The 17,485-nt window shown below is 44.9% G+C and carries 17 protein-coding genes and 1 rRNA gene; 2 read left to right on the forward strand and 16 right to left on the reverse strand.

Annotated elements, in window-relative coordinates:
• Positions 1–68: 68 nt before the first annotated feature.
• From J2Z28_RS30305 to J2Z28_RS30315, 3 genes are all read right to left on the reverse strand, one after another.
• Positions 69–521: a helix-turn-helix domain-containing protein gene (locus tag J2Z28_RS30305; RefSeq protein ID WP_211085688.1), complete on the reverse strand. Its 453-nt coding sequence runs from the start codon at positions 519–521 to the stop codon at positions 69–71.
• Positions 522–712: 191 nt separating this feature from the next.
• A complete protein-coding gene (locus J2Z28_RS30310) occupies positions 713–1,069 on the reverse strand; it encodes an SdpI family protein (RefSeq protein ID WP_076254810.1) in 357 nt (118 codons plus the stop codon).
• Positions 1,070–1,274: 205 nt separating this feature from the next.
• On the reverse strand, positions 1,275–3,602 hold the full coding sequence (locus J2Z28_RS30315) for a heavy metal translocating P-type ATPase (RefSeq protein ID WP_211085689.1): 2,328 nt from the start codon (positions 3,600–3,602) through the stop codon (positions 1,275–1,277).
• A gap of 345 nt (positions 3,603–3,947) precedes the next feature.
• On the opposite strand from J2Z28_RS30315, the gene J2Z28_RS30320 reads away from it, so the two are divergent.
• Entirely contained in the window at positions 3,948–4,319 is a 372-nt protein-coding gene (locus J2Z28_RS30320; RefSeq protein ID WP_036614212.1) for an ArsR/SmtB family transcription factor, read from the forward strand.
• A 151-nt stretch (positions 4,320–4,470) separates the two neighbouring features.
• Here the strand turns inward: J2Z28_RS30320 and J2Z28_RS30325 are convergent, their stop codons facing one another.
• The 11 genes from J2Z28_RS30325 to J2Z28_RS30375 form a co-directional block, all read right to left on the reverse strand.
• Positions 4,471–5,631 carry an AI-2E family transporter gene (locus J2Z28_RS30325; RefSeq protein WP_036614215.1) on the reverse strand — a complete coding sequence of 387 codons (1,161 nt, stop codon included), beginning with the start codon at positions 5,629–5,631 and terminating at the stop codon, positions 4,471–4,473.
• Between the two features lie 317 nt (positions 5,632–5,948).
• On the reverse strand, positions 5,949–6,983 hold the full coding sequence (locus J2Z28_RS30330) for an LLM class flavin-dependent oxidoreductase (RefSeq protein WP_157116038.1): 1,035 nt from the start codon (positions 6,981–6,983) through the stop codon (positions 5,949–5,951).
• A gap of 158 nt (positions 6,984–7,141) precedes the next feature.
• Complete coding sequence (locus J2Z28_RS30335; protein ID WP_036668255.1) at positions 7,142–7,453, reverse strand: ArsR/SmtB family transcription factor; 312 nt, start codon at positions 7,451–7,453, stop codon at positions 7,142–7,144.
• Between the two features lie 114 nt (positions 7,454–7,567).
• Complete coding sequence (locus tag J2Z28_RS30340; protein ID WP_211085690.1) at positions 7,568–8,149, reverse strand: NAD(P)H-dependent oxidoreductase; 582 nt, start codon at positions 8,147–8,149, stop codon at positions 7,568–7,570.
• A gap of 167 nt (positions 8,150–8,316) precedes the next feature.
• Positions 8,317–8,739, reverse strand: coding sequence for a MarR family winged helix-turn-helix transcriptional regulator (locus J2Z28_RS30345; protein ID WP_211085691.1), 423 nt, complete (start codon positions 8,737–8,739; stop codon positions 8,317–8,319).
• 184 nt (positions 8,740–8,923) lie between these two features.
• Positions 8,924–9,601, reverse strand: coding sequence for an NAD(P)H-dependent oxidoreductase (locus J2Z28_RS30350; protein ID WP_211085692.1), 678 nt, complete (start codon positions 9,599–9,601; stop codon positions 8,924–8,926).
• Between the two features lie 209 nt (positions 9,602–9,810).
• Positions 9,811–11,556: a methyl-accepting chemotaxis protein gene (locus J2Z28_RS30355; RefSeq protein WP_211085693.1), complete on the reverse strand. Its 1,746-nt coding sequence runs from the start codon at positions 11,554–11,556 to the stop codon at positions 9,811–9,813.
• Positions 11,557–11,751: 195 nt separating this feature from the next.
• A complete protein-coding gene (locus J2Z28_RS30360; RefSeq protein WP_211085699.1) occupies positions 11,752–12,186 on the reverse strand; it encodes a 2-thiouracil desulfurase family protein in 435 nt (144 codons plus the stop codon).
• Positions 12,187–12,270: 84 nt separating this feature from the next.
• On the reverse strand, positions 12,271–13,548 hold the full coding sequence (locus J2Z28_RS30365) for a hypothetical protein (protein ID WP_211085694.1): 1,278 nt from the start codon (positions 13,546–13,548) through the stop codon (positions 12,271–12,273).
• Complete coding sequence (locus J2Z28_RS30370; protein WP_211085695.1) at positions 13,545–14,123, reverse strand: RNA polymerase sigma factor; 579 nt, start codon at positions 14,121–14,123, stop codon at positions 13,545–13,547. The genes J2Z28_RS30365 and J2Z28_RS30370 overlap by 4 nt, the downstream gene beginning before the upstream one ends.
• 230 nt (positions 14,124–14,353) lie before the next feature.
• The gene (locus J2Z28_RS30375) at positions 14,354–15,088 is read right to left on the reverse strand and encodes a class I SAM-dependent methyltransferase (protein WP_211085696.1); all 735 of its coding nucleotides are present in this window, start codon (positions 15,086–15,088) and stop codon (positions 14,354–14,356) included.
• Positions 15,089–15,250: 162 nt separating this feature from the next.
• Between J2Z28_RS30375 and J2Z28_RS30380 the strand changes: the two genes are divergently transcribed.
• Positions 15,251–16,606: an MATE family efflux transporter gene (locus tag J2Z28_RS30380; RefSeq protein ID WP_211085697.1), complete on the forward strand. Its 1,356-nt coding sequence runs from the start codon at positions 15,251–15,253 to the stop codon at positions 16,604–16,606.
• 155 nt (positions 16,607–16,761) lie between these two features.
• Here the strand turns inward: J2Z28_RS30380 and J2Z28_RS30385 are convergent, their stop codons facing one another.
• Both J2Z28_RS30385 and rrf read right to left on the reverse strand, forming a co-directional pair.
• The gene (locus tag J2Z28_RS30385) at positions 16,762–17,115 is read right to left on the reverse strand and encodes a FlxA-like family protein (protein ID WP_211085698.1); all 354 of its coding nucleotides are present in this window, start codon (positions 17,113–17,115) and stop codon (positions 16,762–16,764) included.
• Positions 17,116–17,393: 278 nt separating this feature from the next.
• Positions 17,394–17,485, reverse strand: a 5S ribosomal RNA gene (rrf, locus tag J2Z28_RS30390); the annotation flags it as partial.

Consider the following 17,485-nt stretch of genomic DNA (forward strand, 5'->3'; position numbering starts at 1 on the left):
TGTTGCTCACTCCATGTAGCGATTATGTGTATACAGTTTTGTTTATTTGAAAATAGATACTAATTCGGTTAGCCGTCTTCATCACCCTTCGGATCATGTGCCTGTAACTTCTGAATACCTCTCCGAACGCGTTCACGCAGCTCTTCCAGTTCAGTCTGTACGGCATGTATGCTCTGAAGTTTCTGCTCAATCAGTTGCAACTGACCATCCAGCGTTGTTTCCATCGCGGTAAGCTTCTCGATCCGTTCTCTTACTTCGGTCGTCTGCTGGTAGTCAAAACGTTGTTCGTTCAAGGCATCTGCCGTTGCCACATAGGTATGTAACTCCTGAAGGGAGAATCCAAGTACCTCTTTGGCGCGAACCACCTTTTTCAGATAATCGATATCCTCCCGAGTGTACAACCGCGTCCCGCCATCTGTCCGCTGAGGTGAAGGCATGACACCAATCTCTTCATAATACCGAATGGTTCGCTTGGTCAAACCACATTCCTTGGCTACGTCGTCGATTTTATATAAACTCATTTCCCTCACCTCTTCCATATGTCTATAATGTTATGTACATAATTATATATAATATTAACGTTAACGTCAACGTTATATTTTGTGTATGAAGTCTTAGCGAGTTTAACATCCTCTACAGTTTTCTATTTCAACAAAAAAAGACCCGCTTCACACGCGAGTCCTCTTCTCTAAACCTATTCACTAATCTTACCTTAAACGTTCTGCTCATTCTGTTGCTGTTGAGCACGCTGCATTTGCTTCAACCGGCCTTCAACTCTGGTAAACAGTCTGAACGTATAGAATCCTGTAGCAACCAGACTCAGAACCAAAGCTCGTACATCTGTAAGCCAGAAACCGATAATGCCGAATATCGTGATAATCACACCAAATTGCATCATCAGATTGGCGCTATAACTTTGCGCTTCGTCCCATAACTCGGGATTACTCATTGCACGCGGGGTCCGATAACCATATATTCCGTTAATCATTTTCGGTGGTTTTTTGAACACCATTAACCCCAGAATGAAATAGCATACTCCAATGATGATCCCTACTACTGCTCCTGTCAAAACGTTCTCCCCTTCACTGTTGTCTTCCATAGACCTGCTCACACTGACACTCCGATGACAGAATAACCTGCCGATGTAGCTTCGCTTCTTCAGGTTATTTCTGTCCTCTCCGTTTTCGTGTAAATGTCTAGTTAGACTTATCTACATAAAAATATAAAAACGGCTCTACGTATATACGAAGAGCCGCCTGGATCGTTTCGTAAACTTAGATATTCTTCACACGAAGTACACGCATGGCGTTCAGGACAGCTAGCACCGTGACACCGACATCCGAGAATACCGCTTCCCACATGGTAGCTATGCCAAACACACCGAGTAACAGGAAGATCGCTTTAACTCCCAGAGCAAACGCGATATTTTGCCATACAATCATTCGTGTACGCTTAGCAATGCGGATTGCACTCGCTAGTTTCGACGGTTCATCGGTCATGATGACCACATCTGCCGCTTCAATCGCGGCATCCGAGCCGAGCCCACCCATGGCCACGCCTACATCGGCGCGCGCCAGTACAGGTGTATCGTTGATGCCGTCACCGACAAATGCCATTTTTTCCTTCGGAGATTTGGCAGCTTCCAGTTGCTCCAGCCGTTCGACTTTATCCTGTGGCAACAATTCAGCGTATACCTCATCCACACCCAGCTCACGTCCTACCGCTTCACCTACGGCTTTGGCATCACCTGTCAGCATGACCGTTTTGCGGATGCCGAGTTTCTTCAGCGCCTGAATGGCCGCGGCTGCATCATCCTTCACTTCATCGGCAATGATCAGATGACCAACATACGTGCCAGCTTCAGCCACGTGAACTATCGTTCCTGCCGTCTCTGGTGTGGTATAGGATATACCTGCCTGCTTCATTAATTTGGCGTTGCCTGCCAGCACTTCCCGACCATCGACGCTCACCTTAATCCCATGTCCGGCAACTTCATCATAACCATCCACACCTTGTGTGGGAATATCTTTGGCCCAAGCTGCACGAATGGATTCGGCAATCGGATGATTCGAATTCGCTTCGGCAATGGCCGCCAGCTTCATCAGTTCTTCTTCCGTACGTCCACCTTCGGGACGAATGGCTGTTACTTTGAATACACCTTTGGTTAGTGTACCCGTTTTATCAAAAACAACAACTTTCACATCGTTCAACGCTTCAAGGTAGTTACTACCTTTGACGAGAATACCGTTACGTGAAGCCGCCCCGATGCCGCCGAAGAACCCAAGTGGAATAGAGACCACGAGCGCACAAGGACATGAGATAACCAGGAAGACCAATGCACGATAGATCCAATCGGCAAATGTTGCACCACTAAGTATCAACGGCGGAACAAATGCAATCACGGCTGCAAGGATAACAACAACCGGTGTGTAATAACGGGCGAATTTACTAATAAAATGCTCTGTTTTCGCTTTCCGGCTGCTCGCGTTCTGCACCAGGTCCAAAATCTTGGATACCGTTGATTCACCAAACGTTTTGGTCACTTCAATCGTCAACATACCATTTTTGTTCACAAATCCACTCAGTACATCACTACCGGGCTCCAGTTCACGAGGTACCGATTCACCTGTCAGAGCAGAAGTGTCCACCATGGAACGCCCAGCTCTAACGATACCATCCAGCGGTACTCGCTCTCCTGCTTTCACGACAATACGATCACCAATCCGTACGTCTTCCGGAGATACACGCCGGGTTTCGTCACCCGAACCCGTCAGGATATTTGCGTAATCCGGGCGAATTTCCATCAGTGACTGAATCGACTTGCGTGACCGATTAACCGCCATGCCCTGAAACAGCTCCCCGAGCTGATAGAACAGCATGACCGCTACCCCTTCCGGATACTCTCCAATGGCAAAAGCACCCAAGGTAGCGACGGACATCAGGAAGTATTCATCGAATACCTGACCGCGGATGATGTTTTTGGACGCCTGGAGCACGATATCTCCCCCGGCAATCAGATAGGCGAGCGCATATAGAGTAAACTGTGCCCAGCCCTCCAGCGGCGACCAGATTGCGGCTGCGAGCAACACAGAACCTGCAGCAAGACGAGCAAGCAACACTTTTGTCTGTCCTGCACCATGTTCATGCGAGTGGCCTGCATGGGCATCATCATGCGTATGGTTGTGATCATGTCCAGCATGACCTCCGTGCTCATGGGTATGATCATGTTGATGTTGATCATGAGTATGCGAGTGTTTGCCATGTGAATGTCCATGATCATGTCCAGTATGGTCATGACTGTGGTTATGCGCACCAGCTGCACTCCCTGTGTGGGTGTGCACATGTCCATTCACGTGTTTTCCTTTTTCCGAAATGCGAATATGCGGCTCCAGCCGAAGCACTTTGCGCTTTGCTTCTTCCACTACCTGTTCATCCATATCGGAAGTGGTGTGTAGCGATAGTGTTTTGGTAACAAAATTGACAGAGCATTCGTTAATGCCCTTAATTTTTTTGACGCCATTTTCAATCTTCAATGCGCAGTTCGCACAATCCAGTCCATCAAGCAGCAGTTCCCTTTTCACCTGTTCCTGTCCGGTTCCCATGTGAATTCTCCCCTTTGCAGTACAAAAACGATGTTATATTTCAATTGTATTCAATATATGAGCACTCATTCATATGTTTGGTTACCCCTATTATATGCACGCCTAAACATGAGTGTCAACAATCGTTGTTGATTTTTCATACAGATTATGCTAATAGTAATCATTTCGCTTTAGGCGGGTTTTGGATATAATAGAGCTATAGTTAAACTTTTGCATAAATCCGAACCAGTGAATTCCAATCAACAACAATTAGATCGAAATGGTTTTATTCGTCTAGTTGTTGTACTTACCAAATGGTTAAATCGAATTATGCAAATGTTGAGTTAACATAGGCGGTGATAGGAAATGGAACAACCGGTTAAAGCACCAAGCGAATGTGATGCAGCCTGCTCAGGTACTGAAGCCGACGTGCAGACGATTCGCACTTCACTCATAGATCGGGAGACGTCTTCCGAGATGGCAGATTGGTTCAAGGCATTCAGCGACCCCACACGTCTACGTATTATTGATGCGCTGTTACAGAAGGAATTATGTGTTCATGACCTGACGGTTCTGCTCGACATGGGACAGTCGGCCATTTCACACCAGCTGCGTTCACTCCGCAACATGCGGATCGTCAAGCGGCGCAAGGAAGGCAAGACGGTGTACTACTCTCTGGATGATGCTCATATTGAGCAGATTTTCCTGCAAACGCTCCAACATATTAAACACAGCTAGGCAACAGCCAAGCTTGTTCATGCAGAAGAACCCCCGCCTCTCGGCTGTATGCCGATGGACGGGGGTTCTTCTTGGTAAGGGTACCGTTTTATACAGGATACAAAGTGACTAAATCTTCTGATTAACTATCTCTTGGAGCTTGCCACTTCGGTTATAAAAGATTGTTCTTGTTCGGGTCGTACAGGCCCGATCTGTCCTTAAACCAGTTGAAGATATGTGATACACATACTTTCAGCACCGCGTATCCTGGAACAGCGAGCAGAATGCCCACGACTCCAAACAGATTACCCGAAGTCAGAATGACAAAGATAATTGTGATGGGATGAATCTTCAGCGTTTTGCCCATGATCTGTGGTGAGATGAATTTACCCTCGATTAACTGCACGATTGTCCATACGGCAACCATCTTCAGCAGCATCACCGGCGAAGTAACCAGGGCCACGATCAACGCAGGTGTAATTGCAATTGCTGGTCCCAGATACGGAACAACACTCGTAAACGATGCGATAATTGCAAGAATTAGTGCATAATCCAGACCAATGACCATATAACCGATGTAGAGCAGAATACCGATGCAGAAGCTGACGATAATCTGTCCACGAATGAATGAACTGATCTGGTGATTGATGTCTTCCAGCACATGCATTGCGCCCGTACGGCTCTTGATCGGCAGGAAAGACAAAATTTTCGCCGGCAGCTTTTTGCCGTCTTTCAGCAGATAGAACAGAATGAACGGAACCGTTACGATGGACAGCACGGTCTCCGTGAAGGCTCCGAGGAACCCGCCCAATTTGGTCCAGGTCGAGTTCAGAATTTCAGTAGCCTTTTGGGAAATTGTTCCCCACCAATCCTGAGAATTCAGATTCACCGTCTCCTGGAACTGACCGAACAATTTACTGCCCGTAAGCTCCTCAAACTGCTGTTTTACCGTCTCACTGTACGTTGGAAAGTTTTCAATTAGTCCTACAATCTGGTTACGCACAACTGGAATGACTGCCAGCACAACGACCGTCAGAATGCCTCCAATTGCAAGATAGAGAATCAGAATGGACCAGCCTCGCTTGATTTTCCATCTTTCCATCACATCCACAATCGGATTCAGCAGATAGTAGAGTATGCCTGACAGAATAATAGGTAGCACAATGGTTTTGATGAGTACTGCGAGCGGATGAAGAACAAAGGATACTTTGGTCAGAACCATCACGTTCAGTCCCACCAACAGCAGAATCAGCAGAAATAGGACAAACTTGTTGTTAAGAAAAAATCGCTTGAACCGCTCCGGCCAAACGCGGGGTTGCTCAGGTTGCTCCATAGGCGTGTCGTCCTCTCTTATGACCCTTAATCAAAACTAAACTATTAAGCTAGATAAATGCCCCTTGCATCTGAAAAAAATAAAATACCTTGTACAAGCCAACATATGTATAACACTCTGGATTTATACGTATGGTGCTGATTAACCGTTTCAAATTAAACCGGTAAAGTCATTTTACCCCAAAATGAGTCTTCTGCCCCACACGAATCATTTGCAAATTCTCCCTATTCAAAAACGGCTCGCCTCACTGGGAGACGAACCGTAAATTTATAGCTATACCCTACCATTAAGCCAGCTTTAACGCTGAAAAATGAAGATTAAGCTTTTCCCGCCAATTGTGCGATTAACTCATAGGAATGCAGACGTGCCTTATGATCATAGATCATCGACGTAATAATCAGCTCATCTGCCTGCGTCTGCCGAATGAAGGATTCCAACTGTCCACGTACGGTTTCTGGGGAACCATTAACAGCTGCCTTCAGCGTCTGCTCAACACCAGCTTTTTCACGATCCGTCCATTTGCCTTCCATCTCTGCCGGAGGCTGTACCAATCCCGTTGTGCCACGAATAATGTTCAGGAACTGCTGTTGCATCGTTGTACCCAGCCATGCTGCTTCCTCGTCTGTATCCGCAACAACAGCGTTAACACCAACAATCACATGTGGCTCCTTCAAGCTTTCAGATGGTTGGAAGTTGTTTCGATACGTCTCTAATGCGATCCGGGTATAATCGGGCGAGAAGTGGCTGGCAAAAGCAAACGGTAATCCCAGCTGACCTGCCAGACGTGCACTGAAATCACTGGACCCCAAGAGGTAAATTGGAATATTCAATCCTTCTCCAGGAACTGCGCGAACAGGCGCATGATAAGATGTCGCCGAAGCATCAAAGTATGCTCTAAGTTCTGCCAAAAGCTCAGGGAAGTCTTCCCCACTGTTCAGATCTTTGCGTAGCGCAAGCGATGTACGGCGGTCACTACCTGGTGCGCGACCCAGTCCCAGGTCAATTCTGCCAGGATACAAGGATTCCAGTGTGCCGAACTGCTCAGCGATGACAAGCGGTGCATGGTTGGGCAACATGATGCCTCCTGAACCCAGACGAATCGTTTTGGTTCCACCAGCCAGATATCCAATAACGACCGAAGTTGCGGAAGAAGCAATACCCGGCATGTTGTGATGTTCAGCTACCCAGTAACGGTGATATCCCCAACGCTCAGCATGCTGTGCCAGATCCAGGCTGTTGCGCAAAGCATCAGCAGGTGTTGCACCCACTACGACAGGAGCCAGATCCAGGATGGAAAGCTTAACGTCATTGATGTGTTCTTTATGGGATGAAGCCATATTTTCTGTAGTCATTACTTTTAATCTCCTCGATGATTATATTTTTGTATATCCAGATATATAGATTAATTAAATCGCAACTGGATATGATGATGTGATGATAAACTAGCCGTTTACATCCGGACGGAATCCCTGCCTGCATATGCATCCTAGCTTCCGTTCCGGCATCCGGCTTATAACTCGTTCTGCACGTACTCGGCAAACTGACGGATCGTCTCCTCGTTGCGCCGATAATACGTCCATTGTCCTCTTCGCTCGGAGAGCAGCAACCCTGCCTTGAGCATAGTCAGCAGATAACTGGATATAACCGACTGAGCCAGTCCAGCCTTCACTTGAATCGTGCCAACACAGATTCCGTTCTTGCCACCATCCGGATGCTGAGATAGTTCCAGCGGTGGGAAGTGTTGCTCCGGGTTTTTGAGCCACAACAAGATTTGTCTACGTGTCTCGTTCGATAATGCTTTAAATATAAGTATAGGTTCCATGGGTACGATTATACCCCCTTTCATCCATTTTGCAAACACATGAACAAACAAACCGACTCATGATCGAATCGGTTTGGTATCATATGGAATCCCTATAGGGAACCAACATCTATATTAGAATTTGGTCGTTACCGTCTGTTTAACCTGATCCAACATGGCTTGATATGCGGGTGCATTCAGATATCCAATACTACCAAAGAGCAGATGATCTACGGCTTCAATGCCTACAAAATCGAAGATACCTACGTCTGAAGTTATTTTCAATCCAGCAGTCATGCCAATCTGATCATAAATTTCACTTGGTGTACCATGGGTGTTGATGATGAGGCCTTTTTTGCCTGTCAGCAATTTCTCGATTCCTGCTTCACCTGCTGCATACGCAAAACCATAGGCGAAGACACGGTCAACATATCCTTTCATAATGGCAGGAAGACCTGTCCACCAGATCGGATAGATGAATGTGATAACTTCTGCATCTGTAACAAACTGTTGCTCTGTAGCGATATCTTGTGGTGTCTGTCCTGCACGCATGGAAGCTGTGTCAGCTTCAGTCAGTACGGGTTGGAATCCAAGTTTGTACAAATCACGGACAACCACTTCATGGCCTTGAGCTTCGAGAGCTTCTACAGCAGTATTGAGGATTGCGTTATTCAAGCTGTCTGCGTGTGGGTGAGCATATACGATAAGATGTTTCAAAGTGTGAATCCCTCCAGGTTTGGTTTGAGTTAGGTTGCGAAAATGGGGTTACATTGATACGCTCCCGTATACATAGATATCTATGTATATGGGTAAAAAAATATTTGGGCTTCTCTGCCTCCACCCCAGTCAAATCTGGAAGGGTTGCAGACAGAAGAGTTCATTCATTATAACTTTCGGAAAATAATGGATAGCAAGCTCTCCAATTGCTCCGACTGTTCATCGGACAAGCCACTATAGATGATGTCATTAATCTGCTCTGATACCTGATGGAAGATCGGTTCGAGTCGCTTCCCCTGTTCGGTTAGGCGAATCATCGTCACCCGGCTATCTTCGGCACTCTTGCTGCGTTCAACATATCCGAGCTTCTCCAGCTTGTTGACCAGTACCGTTACCGTTGGTTGCGTGCGTTGAATACGTTCAGCCAACATCTTGATCGACAGGGTCTCTTCACGGTACAAGAACATCAATACATCCCCATGAGAAGGAACAATCCCTGTTACCTCATGCTGTTCCAATTCGTGTACAATCCGTTTGTTGACATGGTCTCTGATTCTTGCAATCAGTGCAATTGCGTTGTATTTAGGCATGACCTCATTATACATAGACATCTATGTATTTTCAAGTTCTTTTTTATAAAAAAAAACAGCCCGATATTTTCCATCCTGCTAACATGTGGAAAATATCGGGCTGTTTCGATTCTGCTTTGATCCTTATCTATAATGTTAGATCTTAGATAATCGTTTTTGAATTCATGTTGGATTCACGCTGAATTCAGTTAATCCATTGCGTGATTTTCTCAACGGATTGTCGGGACTTCTCACGCTGGGGCTCCTCTGCCCGATAACCGAAGGCAGCCATCATAGAGACGCCCCATGCGCCATTTTCGAGTAAGCCCTCTTCTTCCATAATACGGTGGACACCCTCACGGCTGAAACCTTCGATTGGACAAGAATCAATCTCGATCTGAGCTGCCGCCGTCATCATGTTGCCGAGTGCAATATAAGTTTGTTTAGATGCCCAGTCAAATAATGATCGTGAATTATCCAGAATCTTCTGGTTATTTTGGAACTTTCCATAAGCCTCACTTGTTAGCTCAAATACGTTATTTGGCATTCCCTTTGTTTCCTTCAACATGTACTCCGCATAAGGAGAATTATAACTGGCATCTGATCGGGCCAAAATAACAACAAAATGGCTTGCTGTAGCCAATTGCTTTTGCGCGCCGGAAGAGACTTCGGACAGACGCTTACGCAGGTTCGGATTTTGTACAATTAGAAACTTCCACGGTTCAAGTCCAATGGAACTTGGAGATAATCTGCCTGTTTCCAATATAAATTGGAAATCCTCATCCGAGATTTTGCGGGTATCATCAAATATCTTTGTTGCATGCCGGAAATGATACGCCTTTAAGATCTCTTCCTTTGTCTTAGACTTTGCTGTAACTTCCATGGAGCTCCACGTCCTTTTTATATATTTTTTATGTTGAACAATAATGTTTAAGTGGTTTCATCTCAAGTATTATTTTAGGTCCTATGTGTATAAATTAAAAGTACGCACATTATTGTTTCTTGGTTTATAAAAGTAAGTATTGGATGAAAGACAGCAATAATCCACTGGGCACTTACATGGCCTAGTGGATTATCTATAACTCTTTTCTTTTAAATCTTGAAATCTTTAACCAGCTTATTCAGATTTAATGCACTATCCTTCACTTGATCAGATTGTTTAACTACTTCCACAGATTGCGCAGCAGAAGCGACCATGTGTCCTGCGATTTCCTGACTGGATGCGGCTGATTGTTCACTGGCTGATGCAATTTCGTGAATGGAGCCCACTAGTATTTTGATATTCGCAGTCACTTGTTGTGAGGTTGCATTGAGATCTTTAACGGCATTGGCATGCTCAAGGGAATCGACATAATACTGTTCAGCTGTATCCTCCAATAATTTATAATCTTTGCCAACCTGATTGAACATAAAGGATAACAGCTCTTTGGCATTCGAGGACAGATTGGTTACAGACTGCATAACTTCTTCCGTGACCTGCTGGATTTGATCGGCAGCCTGTCTGGAATCATCAGCCAACTTTCGAATCTCGCTTGCAACAACCGCAAAACCTCTGCCTGCTTCTCCAGCCCTTGCAGCTTCAATGGATGCATTGAGTGCAAGCAGATTAGTCTGCGCTGTAACATCCAAAATAGACTGAGATAATATACCAATCTGATCTACAGCTGTTGCACGTTCCAGCGCTTCTGACATCTTCTTACTCGTATGATCATACATGTCTATGGCTGCTCGGCTCGATTCGCGGGCTTCCTGCTTCAACTTTTCAGCCTTCGTGCTGGTCACATAGGCGGACTCTGCTTGTTTAGATGTCTGTTCCGATATATATTCAGCTCCCTGTTGCATCTCAGCAGCCGAATGATTCATATTTTCCGTATGGGCTGAAGCCTCTTCCATTGCAGCAGAGAGCTCTTCAACTGTAGCTGATACTTCACGAATCCGTTCATTCAGACCAGCCATGTTCTGGTTGGTAAGATCGCTAACCTGGTTGATATGATGAGATCCCTGAACTACACCACGAATGACATTGGTTGTGGAATCGGTCATTGTACGAATAGCTCGTGCGATGACACTTATCTCATTATTTCCCTGTGTTAGACGCGGATCTAAGGATGCTGTTAAGTTGCCTTGCGTTATTTCTTCACAATAACGGGTGATAGCTTTCATTCGTTGACGTATACTGTGAATCACTACAAATGAAATAAGAATGAGTGCTGCAAGTGAAAACAAAAGAACCGAACCGAGCACCAATGCTCGCTGCTGAATTACTTCCTGTGTATCCGCATAGAGCTTGGCTGACTCTTCTTCGTTATGCGCACTCAAAAGGGTGATCGTCTCCACAATCGCTGTACTGCTTTTGTTAATTCTTCCTCTCTCTTCACTATCGTAGGTGCCCGACATCTTTTTGGTATCCATGATTTGCTCAATATCCTGATAATATGTATCCATCTTTGCTGCCAAATCTGCAAATATCTCTTTTTCATTGTTATCCAATGTTCTTGCTGAAAATTCATTCAAGCCATCCGTGATACTCTTCTTACCTTTCTGAACCTGATCGTACTGTTTGTCGGTATACTCTGCATTATCAAGAACCTTTGTATAATTGGCGCGCATATTATAGAAATTACTTTTCAATTCAAGAACATTGGTTTGATGCTGGAAGCGGTCATTGTAGAGGATACCTTGTCCCGTTTTTGCTTCGTTCATTCCGAAAATCCCAATCAGAAAAACAGTAAACAAGCCGATTAGACTAATCACAGTCATGATGATCATCGTTGTTGTTAATTTCATATTTTTGAGTTTATTTCCTTTCTTATATTTTGGCTTAGACTGAATTGACATGATTATTCCCCCACTTTAAATAGTAGATAGCCTTATATATCTTATATCTATATCGTATGTATCCATATTGTTTGTTAGCATTTCAGGAAAATCGACTTTATTCATTTAATGAGAAAAGTAATGGGAGACAACAGACAAGCCGCCAGGATATAATCCAGCGGCTTGTCTGTGAATATGAAACGATATCTGTGCGACCTATAGTTGCTCCATCCATTCATTTTCAGAAATGACGGTATATCCTTCTTGTCTCAACAATGCTGAGGTGACACCTTCTCCAGTTACCTTGTGATTGGCAAAATTCCCATCATAGATCATCTGTGTACCACAGGACGGACTAAATTCCTTTAATACCACACACGATACATTCAATTCTCGCGCCCATTCGAGTGTCTGGTAGGCTCCCTTGATATATAGGTCTGTGACATCCTTGCCACTTTTCTCGATCACTTTTGCAGTGCCTGCCAGTACGTCCTTGCCCGTGCCACCGATAATTTCAGCCGGTTCCCGTGGAGTGGAGAAACCGCCAAGCAGCTCCGGACATACCATCTTAGCCTGCTCCTGCTCCACCAGCTCCTGAATTTTCTCATCCAGGCTCGCTGTTCCATTGTAACGGCAAGCTACCCCCGCCAGACCATGAACTCACCAAATATTTCATCGTTATCTCCTTATACCCATTCCATATATGAAGTAAATTGTAACATATAAGATCAAGCTCTATAACTCGCCTCTCGTGATCATCTTGATCCGTCCATCTTCCCTGTATTCAACCTGAAAAACATCCTTGCTCGACTCCAGTTCAAATGTGACCATGCCTGGATGGTCAGGATTACGGTGAAGTTTATACGCTTGAAGATCCATTTTAAATATTTTTTTAATTATAGGTTCTACTTCTCCTCTAAGAAGAGACTCCTGTATGTTATATAGTTCCTGATAATAAGCCTCTATTTCTTCCCAGTCTGCAAAGTCTTGCTCATAGTGATTAGCATCCCCAACCGTATAACCCATGCCCGCTTTTCCTTCGGTCATCTGTACAAAGTAGTTATCTTTAAAGGAAAAAAAGACTGTATCCTTACCGAGTTCATCATCTTTGCTTCGGCTTGCTCTTACCAGATCAAGATTGGCTTTACCAGACAGAGCCTCAATCGCGTTTCTGGCATCCGTCAGCGCTGCCTGGGATATTTGATCAGGACTAAGGTCGCCTGTGATCGATACAGCCTCGTCCTGTTGCCATACAATCTCCCCATAACCAGTCTCATTCTCTAGCGCTAATGTCGTATGTGATATTGGCTCCGACTCCCCTTGCTTCATACTCACAAAACGTTGGACTGATGCAGGTTTTAGCGTTGGAGTGCTGCCTATACTTAGCAAAAGCGATGGAACTTGACGCAAATAACGGTGTTCCAGTTCGCTTGGCTGCATCTCACGTCTCATCTGTACTTCACGCAGATTTCCTGTTGTCGCATCGAGCCATATCTGCGCATATTCCTTCTCGCTTTCGCTACCAGCCTCTACATATATTCTGCCGGACACAGGCAAGTCTTCCACTTTCGTAATCTTCAGCTGTTTACCCAGATCATCTCGCATCGTAGTCGCAACATTTCTTTTCATTTTGTCGGTAAGCAGATTCGTGTTCAAACCATCAGATAACTGTAACGCTGCTGTCGGATAGACCTGCTCGATCACGGGTTTCACCAGCTGTCCATCATCCCAGATCCATAGGAACAATCCAGCAGCAATAACCAACGCACCCGTCCCGGCAACAAGAGGCCCTCTTTTAGGGCGACGCTTGTGTGACACGTTGCCTACTTGCGGCCTGGATGACCTGGATGACCTGGATCTGCTCTCTCCACTATCTCCCTTGCTTACCTCTTCCGACTTCTTCATCCACTCCACCTGTTGAAGCACCTTTAGCTTGTGATCCTCTGTAAAAGGAGACGAAGCAAACGGTTCCTTCCGGATTTCCTTCTCCCATTGCTCATCCTTGTGTCTCATTTGCTTCGCTCCTCCCATTGTTTCCGTACCTTATGCTTACCTCGGGATAGTCTAGATTTCACTGTGCCTAAGCTGATTTTCAACATCTCAGCAATCTCACTCGTCGTAAGCTCATACTTCAGATTCAGCAAAAGAATCTCCCGGAACTTCTTTGGCAACTCCAGAACAATATCCCAGATTTCATGGATATGCTCCTTACTCATCACTTCCATCTCGGCCGAAGGATGTGCAGAGTGCTCTGCAATCATGACTCTTTGGCTCGAACCCCCACGCTCTGTCTCAATGGGTAACGTCTCTCCCCACAGGCTGCTACGAAAAAATCTGGATTTTCGATATGTAAAAGTCGTGTTTCTAGTAACCGTCAACAGCCATGTTTTCAGTGAGCAATCTCCACGATAATGAGCGATCCCCGAGTACGCCCGAATAAATACCTCCTGTGACAATTCATCTGCCTGTTCGGCACTTTTGGTCAGAAAATAAGCATAATTCCACACGTCATTTCCGTAGTCATCCATTATGCTGCTAAGTGTGTAATTGTCTATGGTCTGAGCCTGTGCCAGTAATTGATCATCCAACTGTTGTTCACCTCACTTAATATGACTGAGTCTAATGTGGTTTGGTTCCCTGTTTTGGACATTATTTCTTATTATTGTAGCAAAATAAAAAAACAGCATGTTCAACATCGCTGAACATGCTGATTCCTTCAAGTTTGCTGAGTTAGAAATCTCTATCAGAAATCTTTTAGGCGAACGCTCCACTTCCACAGTCTCTTTCTGCCCTCTGATCTAACGTACCATTTTCATCGTTATACTTTCACCGCAGCAATCATCAGAAACATCGGTCTTCGATTCTCGTCTCTCATGCCTGGGACTTGTTCAATCATCTCTGGTGATGGTTTGGATTCAGCCACCTTTTGAATTGCAAACCCCGCCTTAATCAGTTCATTGAGATGTGTTGCCAGTGTGCGATGATATTTGACCACATCCTGATTCAGAAAGTTCGCCACACGTTTCCCTTCATCGTGGTAATCATCCACGGGCCAGTGAAGAATCTCACCTGTGGGTCCGTAATGCCAATCCTGCGCAGCGCGAGCGGTGAAGATAGGATGTTCGGAAGATAGTACAAATGTGCCCCCTTCTACGAGACAATCATTGATCTTAGCATACACCGTGTCTAACCGTTCAATATAATGCAAGGCAAGTGAACTAATCACAACGTCGAATTGTCCCGGTGCAAAATCAATATCTTCAATCGCCAGCTGCTTGTACTGGATCTGCGGGTCGTCCGTCATTTCACGAGCACGCTGAAGCATATTTTCAGACAGATCTACACCGATCACTGAACTCGCTTGCTGCTCTCGCGCATACCGGCAGTGCCACCCAAAACCACATCCCAAATCCAGCACACGCTTGTCCTTCAAATCAGGCAAAAGAGTCTGCAATTCATGCCACTCCCCGGCTGCATCCAGCCCTTGAACGGAACGAGCCATCTTACTATAGTTGTCGAAAAATTCAGCTTCATCGTATTTATTTTGTTTCATCAAGAGATTCCTCCCGCCTTATAAATATCCACCTACTCTATCACATAAACGATATTTAAACGCAAAAGTTGCCAAGAGAATTCATGGCGTGTTATCATACAGAACGAACGTTCAGTATTATTATATACAGAATGAACATTCAGTTTACTAACGGAGGTCATTATGAATACGAATTGGACGCATCCATTGGAAGGGCAATCTGTAGGTAAAGCTTTTATAAGCTACCTCGTGCCTTCTGTATTAGGGATGCTGGTAGTTGCTTTTAATTTTATTATCGACGGCATTATGGTTGGACACAAACTGGGTTCTACCGCAATGGCCGGGATCGGCATTGCCTCACCTGTCTACACACTCTTTGTTGCCATGTCGCTGTGGATTGGTATGGGCGGGGCAACGTTGTACTCCAACGCTATGGGTAGAAAAGATATCACTTCAGCCAAACAAATTTTCACCAAATCCATTATGCTCATTATGTTAGTTACGGTAGCCATTGGATATGTTGCATTTACATTCAAAGACAAACTGGTATACTCCCTCGGTGCGAACGCCGAGACCTTCCCGTTTGCTTCGGACTATATGAATATCATGTTATTGTTCGGGTTTGTTTTCACCATTGAGAATGCACTCTCTATCTTTGTACGAAACGATGGGAATCCCAACACATCCATGTACGCTCAGATTACCTTTGCTGTGGCCAATATCATCATCAATTATATAACACTTTATGTACTCGAATGGGGTGTACGCGGTGTGGCCATCGGTACAATTGTATCAGCGTCTCTTGCGCTACTTGTCCTGCTCACTCACTTTTTCAAAAAAACGAATAATCTCACATTCACCCGCTTCAAGTGGAACAACAAACTGCTGGCTTCCCTTCTACTCATTGGTTTCCCCAGCTTTCTGGCTGAACTTGGCATGTCGGTCTTCTCTGTCTCCCATAACATCTCCATGGACCGTATTGCGGGCACGGATGGCGTAGCATCCTTTACCGTGTTGAACTATATTCATGGTGTTGTATTGTTGGCTTTCCTGGGTCTCGCATCCGCTGCCCAACCTCTGATCAGCTATTATCACGGTGCCAATCAGATTAAACGAGTACAACAAACGATACGTTTAGCCACTAAAACAGCTCTGGCATGCGGACTATTGTTACTGGTTATTGTTCAGATCGGTGCACCTTATTTCGTGCAAATCTTTGGAAACTTCAGTAGTGGCGTAACGGATAATGCCGTTTACGGATTACGTATATTTACATTTGCCTATGTGTTTATGGGTGTTAACTTTGTCATGAGTACCTATTTCCAATCTGTAGGCAATGCCAAAATGGCCATCTGGATTACAGCTGCGCGTGAAATGATCATCATGATTGCGTTGATTGCGATTCTCCCTTCCTTCTTTGGTGTCACGGGTGTATGGCTTGCCGTACCGTTGTCCGAAATGCTGGTTCTCGCAACCATAGCCGTATACTATAGAAAACGATCCCTTACGGATCGAATCAACGCGTTGCAGGCTGAATAACGTTAACAGATAATAACAGTAACAGATAGAAGATCAATAGAACGTAGATAAAATGCAGGTAGACCTTATAAAATAATCTAATAAACAAATTAACCAAGCCCTGCACGATCAATATAGATCGGTCAGGGCTTGGTTTTATCCTAAATTAGATGTCATTATATGCGTATATCAAATCGACCATTACTATCTGTTGTTGCGTTTGCAATCTCCTTAGGGGTAGCTACGCCCGTTCCATTGGATGGAGGTTGGGCAGGTGGTGCCTCCTTCGTACCAGTTGTACCAGCTCCTTGAGAGCTTTGCTGTTCAATCTGTGCCTCAATCTGCTTGATCTGCTGTTGAAGCTGTTTGGTCTTTGTCTCCTTAGTCTGTTCATCGTCCTTGCTGGATTGCACTTTCTCCAGCTGAGCCTCAAGCTTCGTCTTTTGTTTCTCCAAGCTGCTTGAATTGTCCGAACTCGAAGATGTCGATATGTATGATGTAGTGGAGCTGGCTGTAGAAGATATATTCATTATAGTTCTCCTCCTCTTTACTTGGCTTCACTATACCCTACCCCACTGAAACGTACGTTAAATTCAACTGAAAGGTTGCTGAAGGAGTTATGATTCAGAAGTGGAACAGATGGAAATATACCTACCAGCTTTAAAACGTAGTCCAATTATTAATACTGAGAGTCTTCATATAAATGAAAATATTGATGCTGTCTTATCTATATAGTTAGTTTGTTTCTCGGCAGAAAATAATAACACAAAAAAAGACACACTCGATATCATCAAGTGTGTCTTCTATCGCTTGGCGGCGTCCTACTCTCCCAGGACCCTGCGGTCCAAGTACCATCGGCGCTAGAGGGCTTAACGGTCGTGTTCGGGATGGGTACGTGTG

This window comes from Paenibacillus xylanexedens, assembly GCF_017874615.1.
Classification (GTDB): domain Bacteria; phylum Bacillota; class Bacilli; order Paenibacillales; family Paenibacillaceae; genus Paenibacillus; species Paenibacillus xylanexedens.

What these genes read in the sequence shown, in the direction of transcription:
- J2Z28_RS30375 (WP_211085696.1), bottom strand. Translation starts at nt 15,088, where the DNA reads ATGAAACAAAATAAATACGATGAAGCTGAATTTTTCGACAACTATAGT.
- J2Z28_RS30315 (WP_211085689.1), bottom strand. Translation starts at nt 3,602, where the DNA reads ATGGGAACCGGACAGGAACAGGTGAAAAGGGAACTGCTGCTTGATGGA.
- J2Z28_RS30335 (WP_036668255.1), bottom strand. Translation starts at nt 7,453, where the DNA reads ATGGAACCTATACTTATATTTAAAGCATTATCGAACGAGACACGTAGA.
- J2Z28_RS30330 (WP_157116038.1), bottom strand. Translation starts at nt 6,983, where the DNA reads ATGACTACAGAAAATATGGCTTCATCCCATAAAGAACACATCAATGAC.
- J2Z28_RS30365 (WP_211085694.1), bottom strand. Translation starts at nt 13,548, where the DNA reads ATGAGACACAAGGATGAGCAATGGGAGAAGGAAATCCGGAAGGAACCG.
- J2Z28_RS30355 (WP_211085693.1), bottom strand. Translation starts at nt 11,556, where the DNA reads ATGTCAATTCAGTCTAAGCCAAAATATAAGAAAGGAAATAAACTCAAA.
- J2Z28_RS30350 (WP_211085692.1), bottom strand. Translation starts at nt 9,601, where the DNA reads ATGGAAGTTACAGCAAAGTCTAAGACAAAGGAAGAGATCTTAAAGGCG.
- J2Z28_RS30305 (WP_211085688.1), bottom strand. Translation starts at nt 521, where the DNA reads ATGAGTTTATATAAAATCGACGACGTAGCCAAGGAATGTGGTTTGACC.
- J2Z28_RS30320 (WP_036614212.1), top strand. Translation starts at nt 3,948, where the DNA reads ATGGAACAACCGGTTAAAGCACCAAGCGAATGTGATGCAGCCTGCTCA.
- J2Z28_RS30325 (WP_036614215.1), bottom strand. Translation starts at nt 5,631, where the DNA reads ATGGAGCAACCTGAGCAACCCCGCGTTTGGCCGGAGCGGTTCAAGCGA.
- J2Z28_RS30380 (WP_211085697.1), top strand. Translation starts at nt 15,251, where the DNA reads ATGAATACGAATTGGACGCATCCATTGGAAGGGCAATCTGTAGGTAAA.
- J2Z28_RS30345 (WP_211085691.1), bottom strand. Translation starts at nt 8,739, where the DNA reads ATGCCTAAATACAACGCAATTGCACTGATTGCAAGAATCAGAGACCAT.
- J2Z28_RS30385 (WP_211085698.1), bottom strand. Translation starts at nt 17,115, where the DNA reads ATGAATATATCTTCTACAGCCAGCTCCACTACATCATACATATCGACA.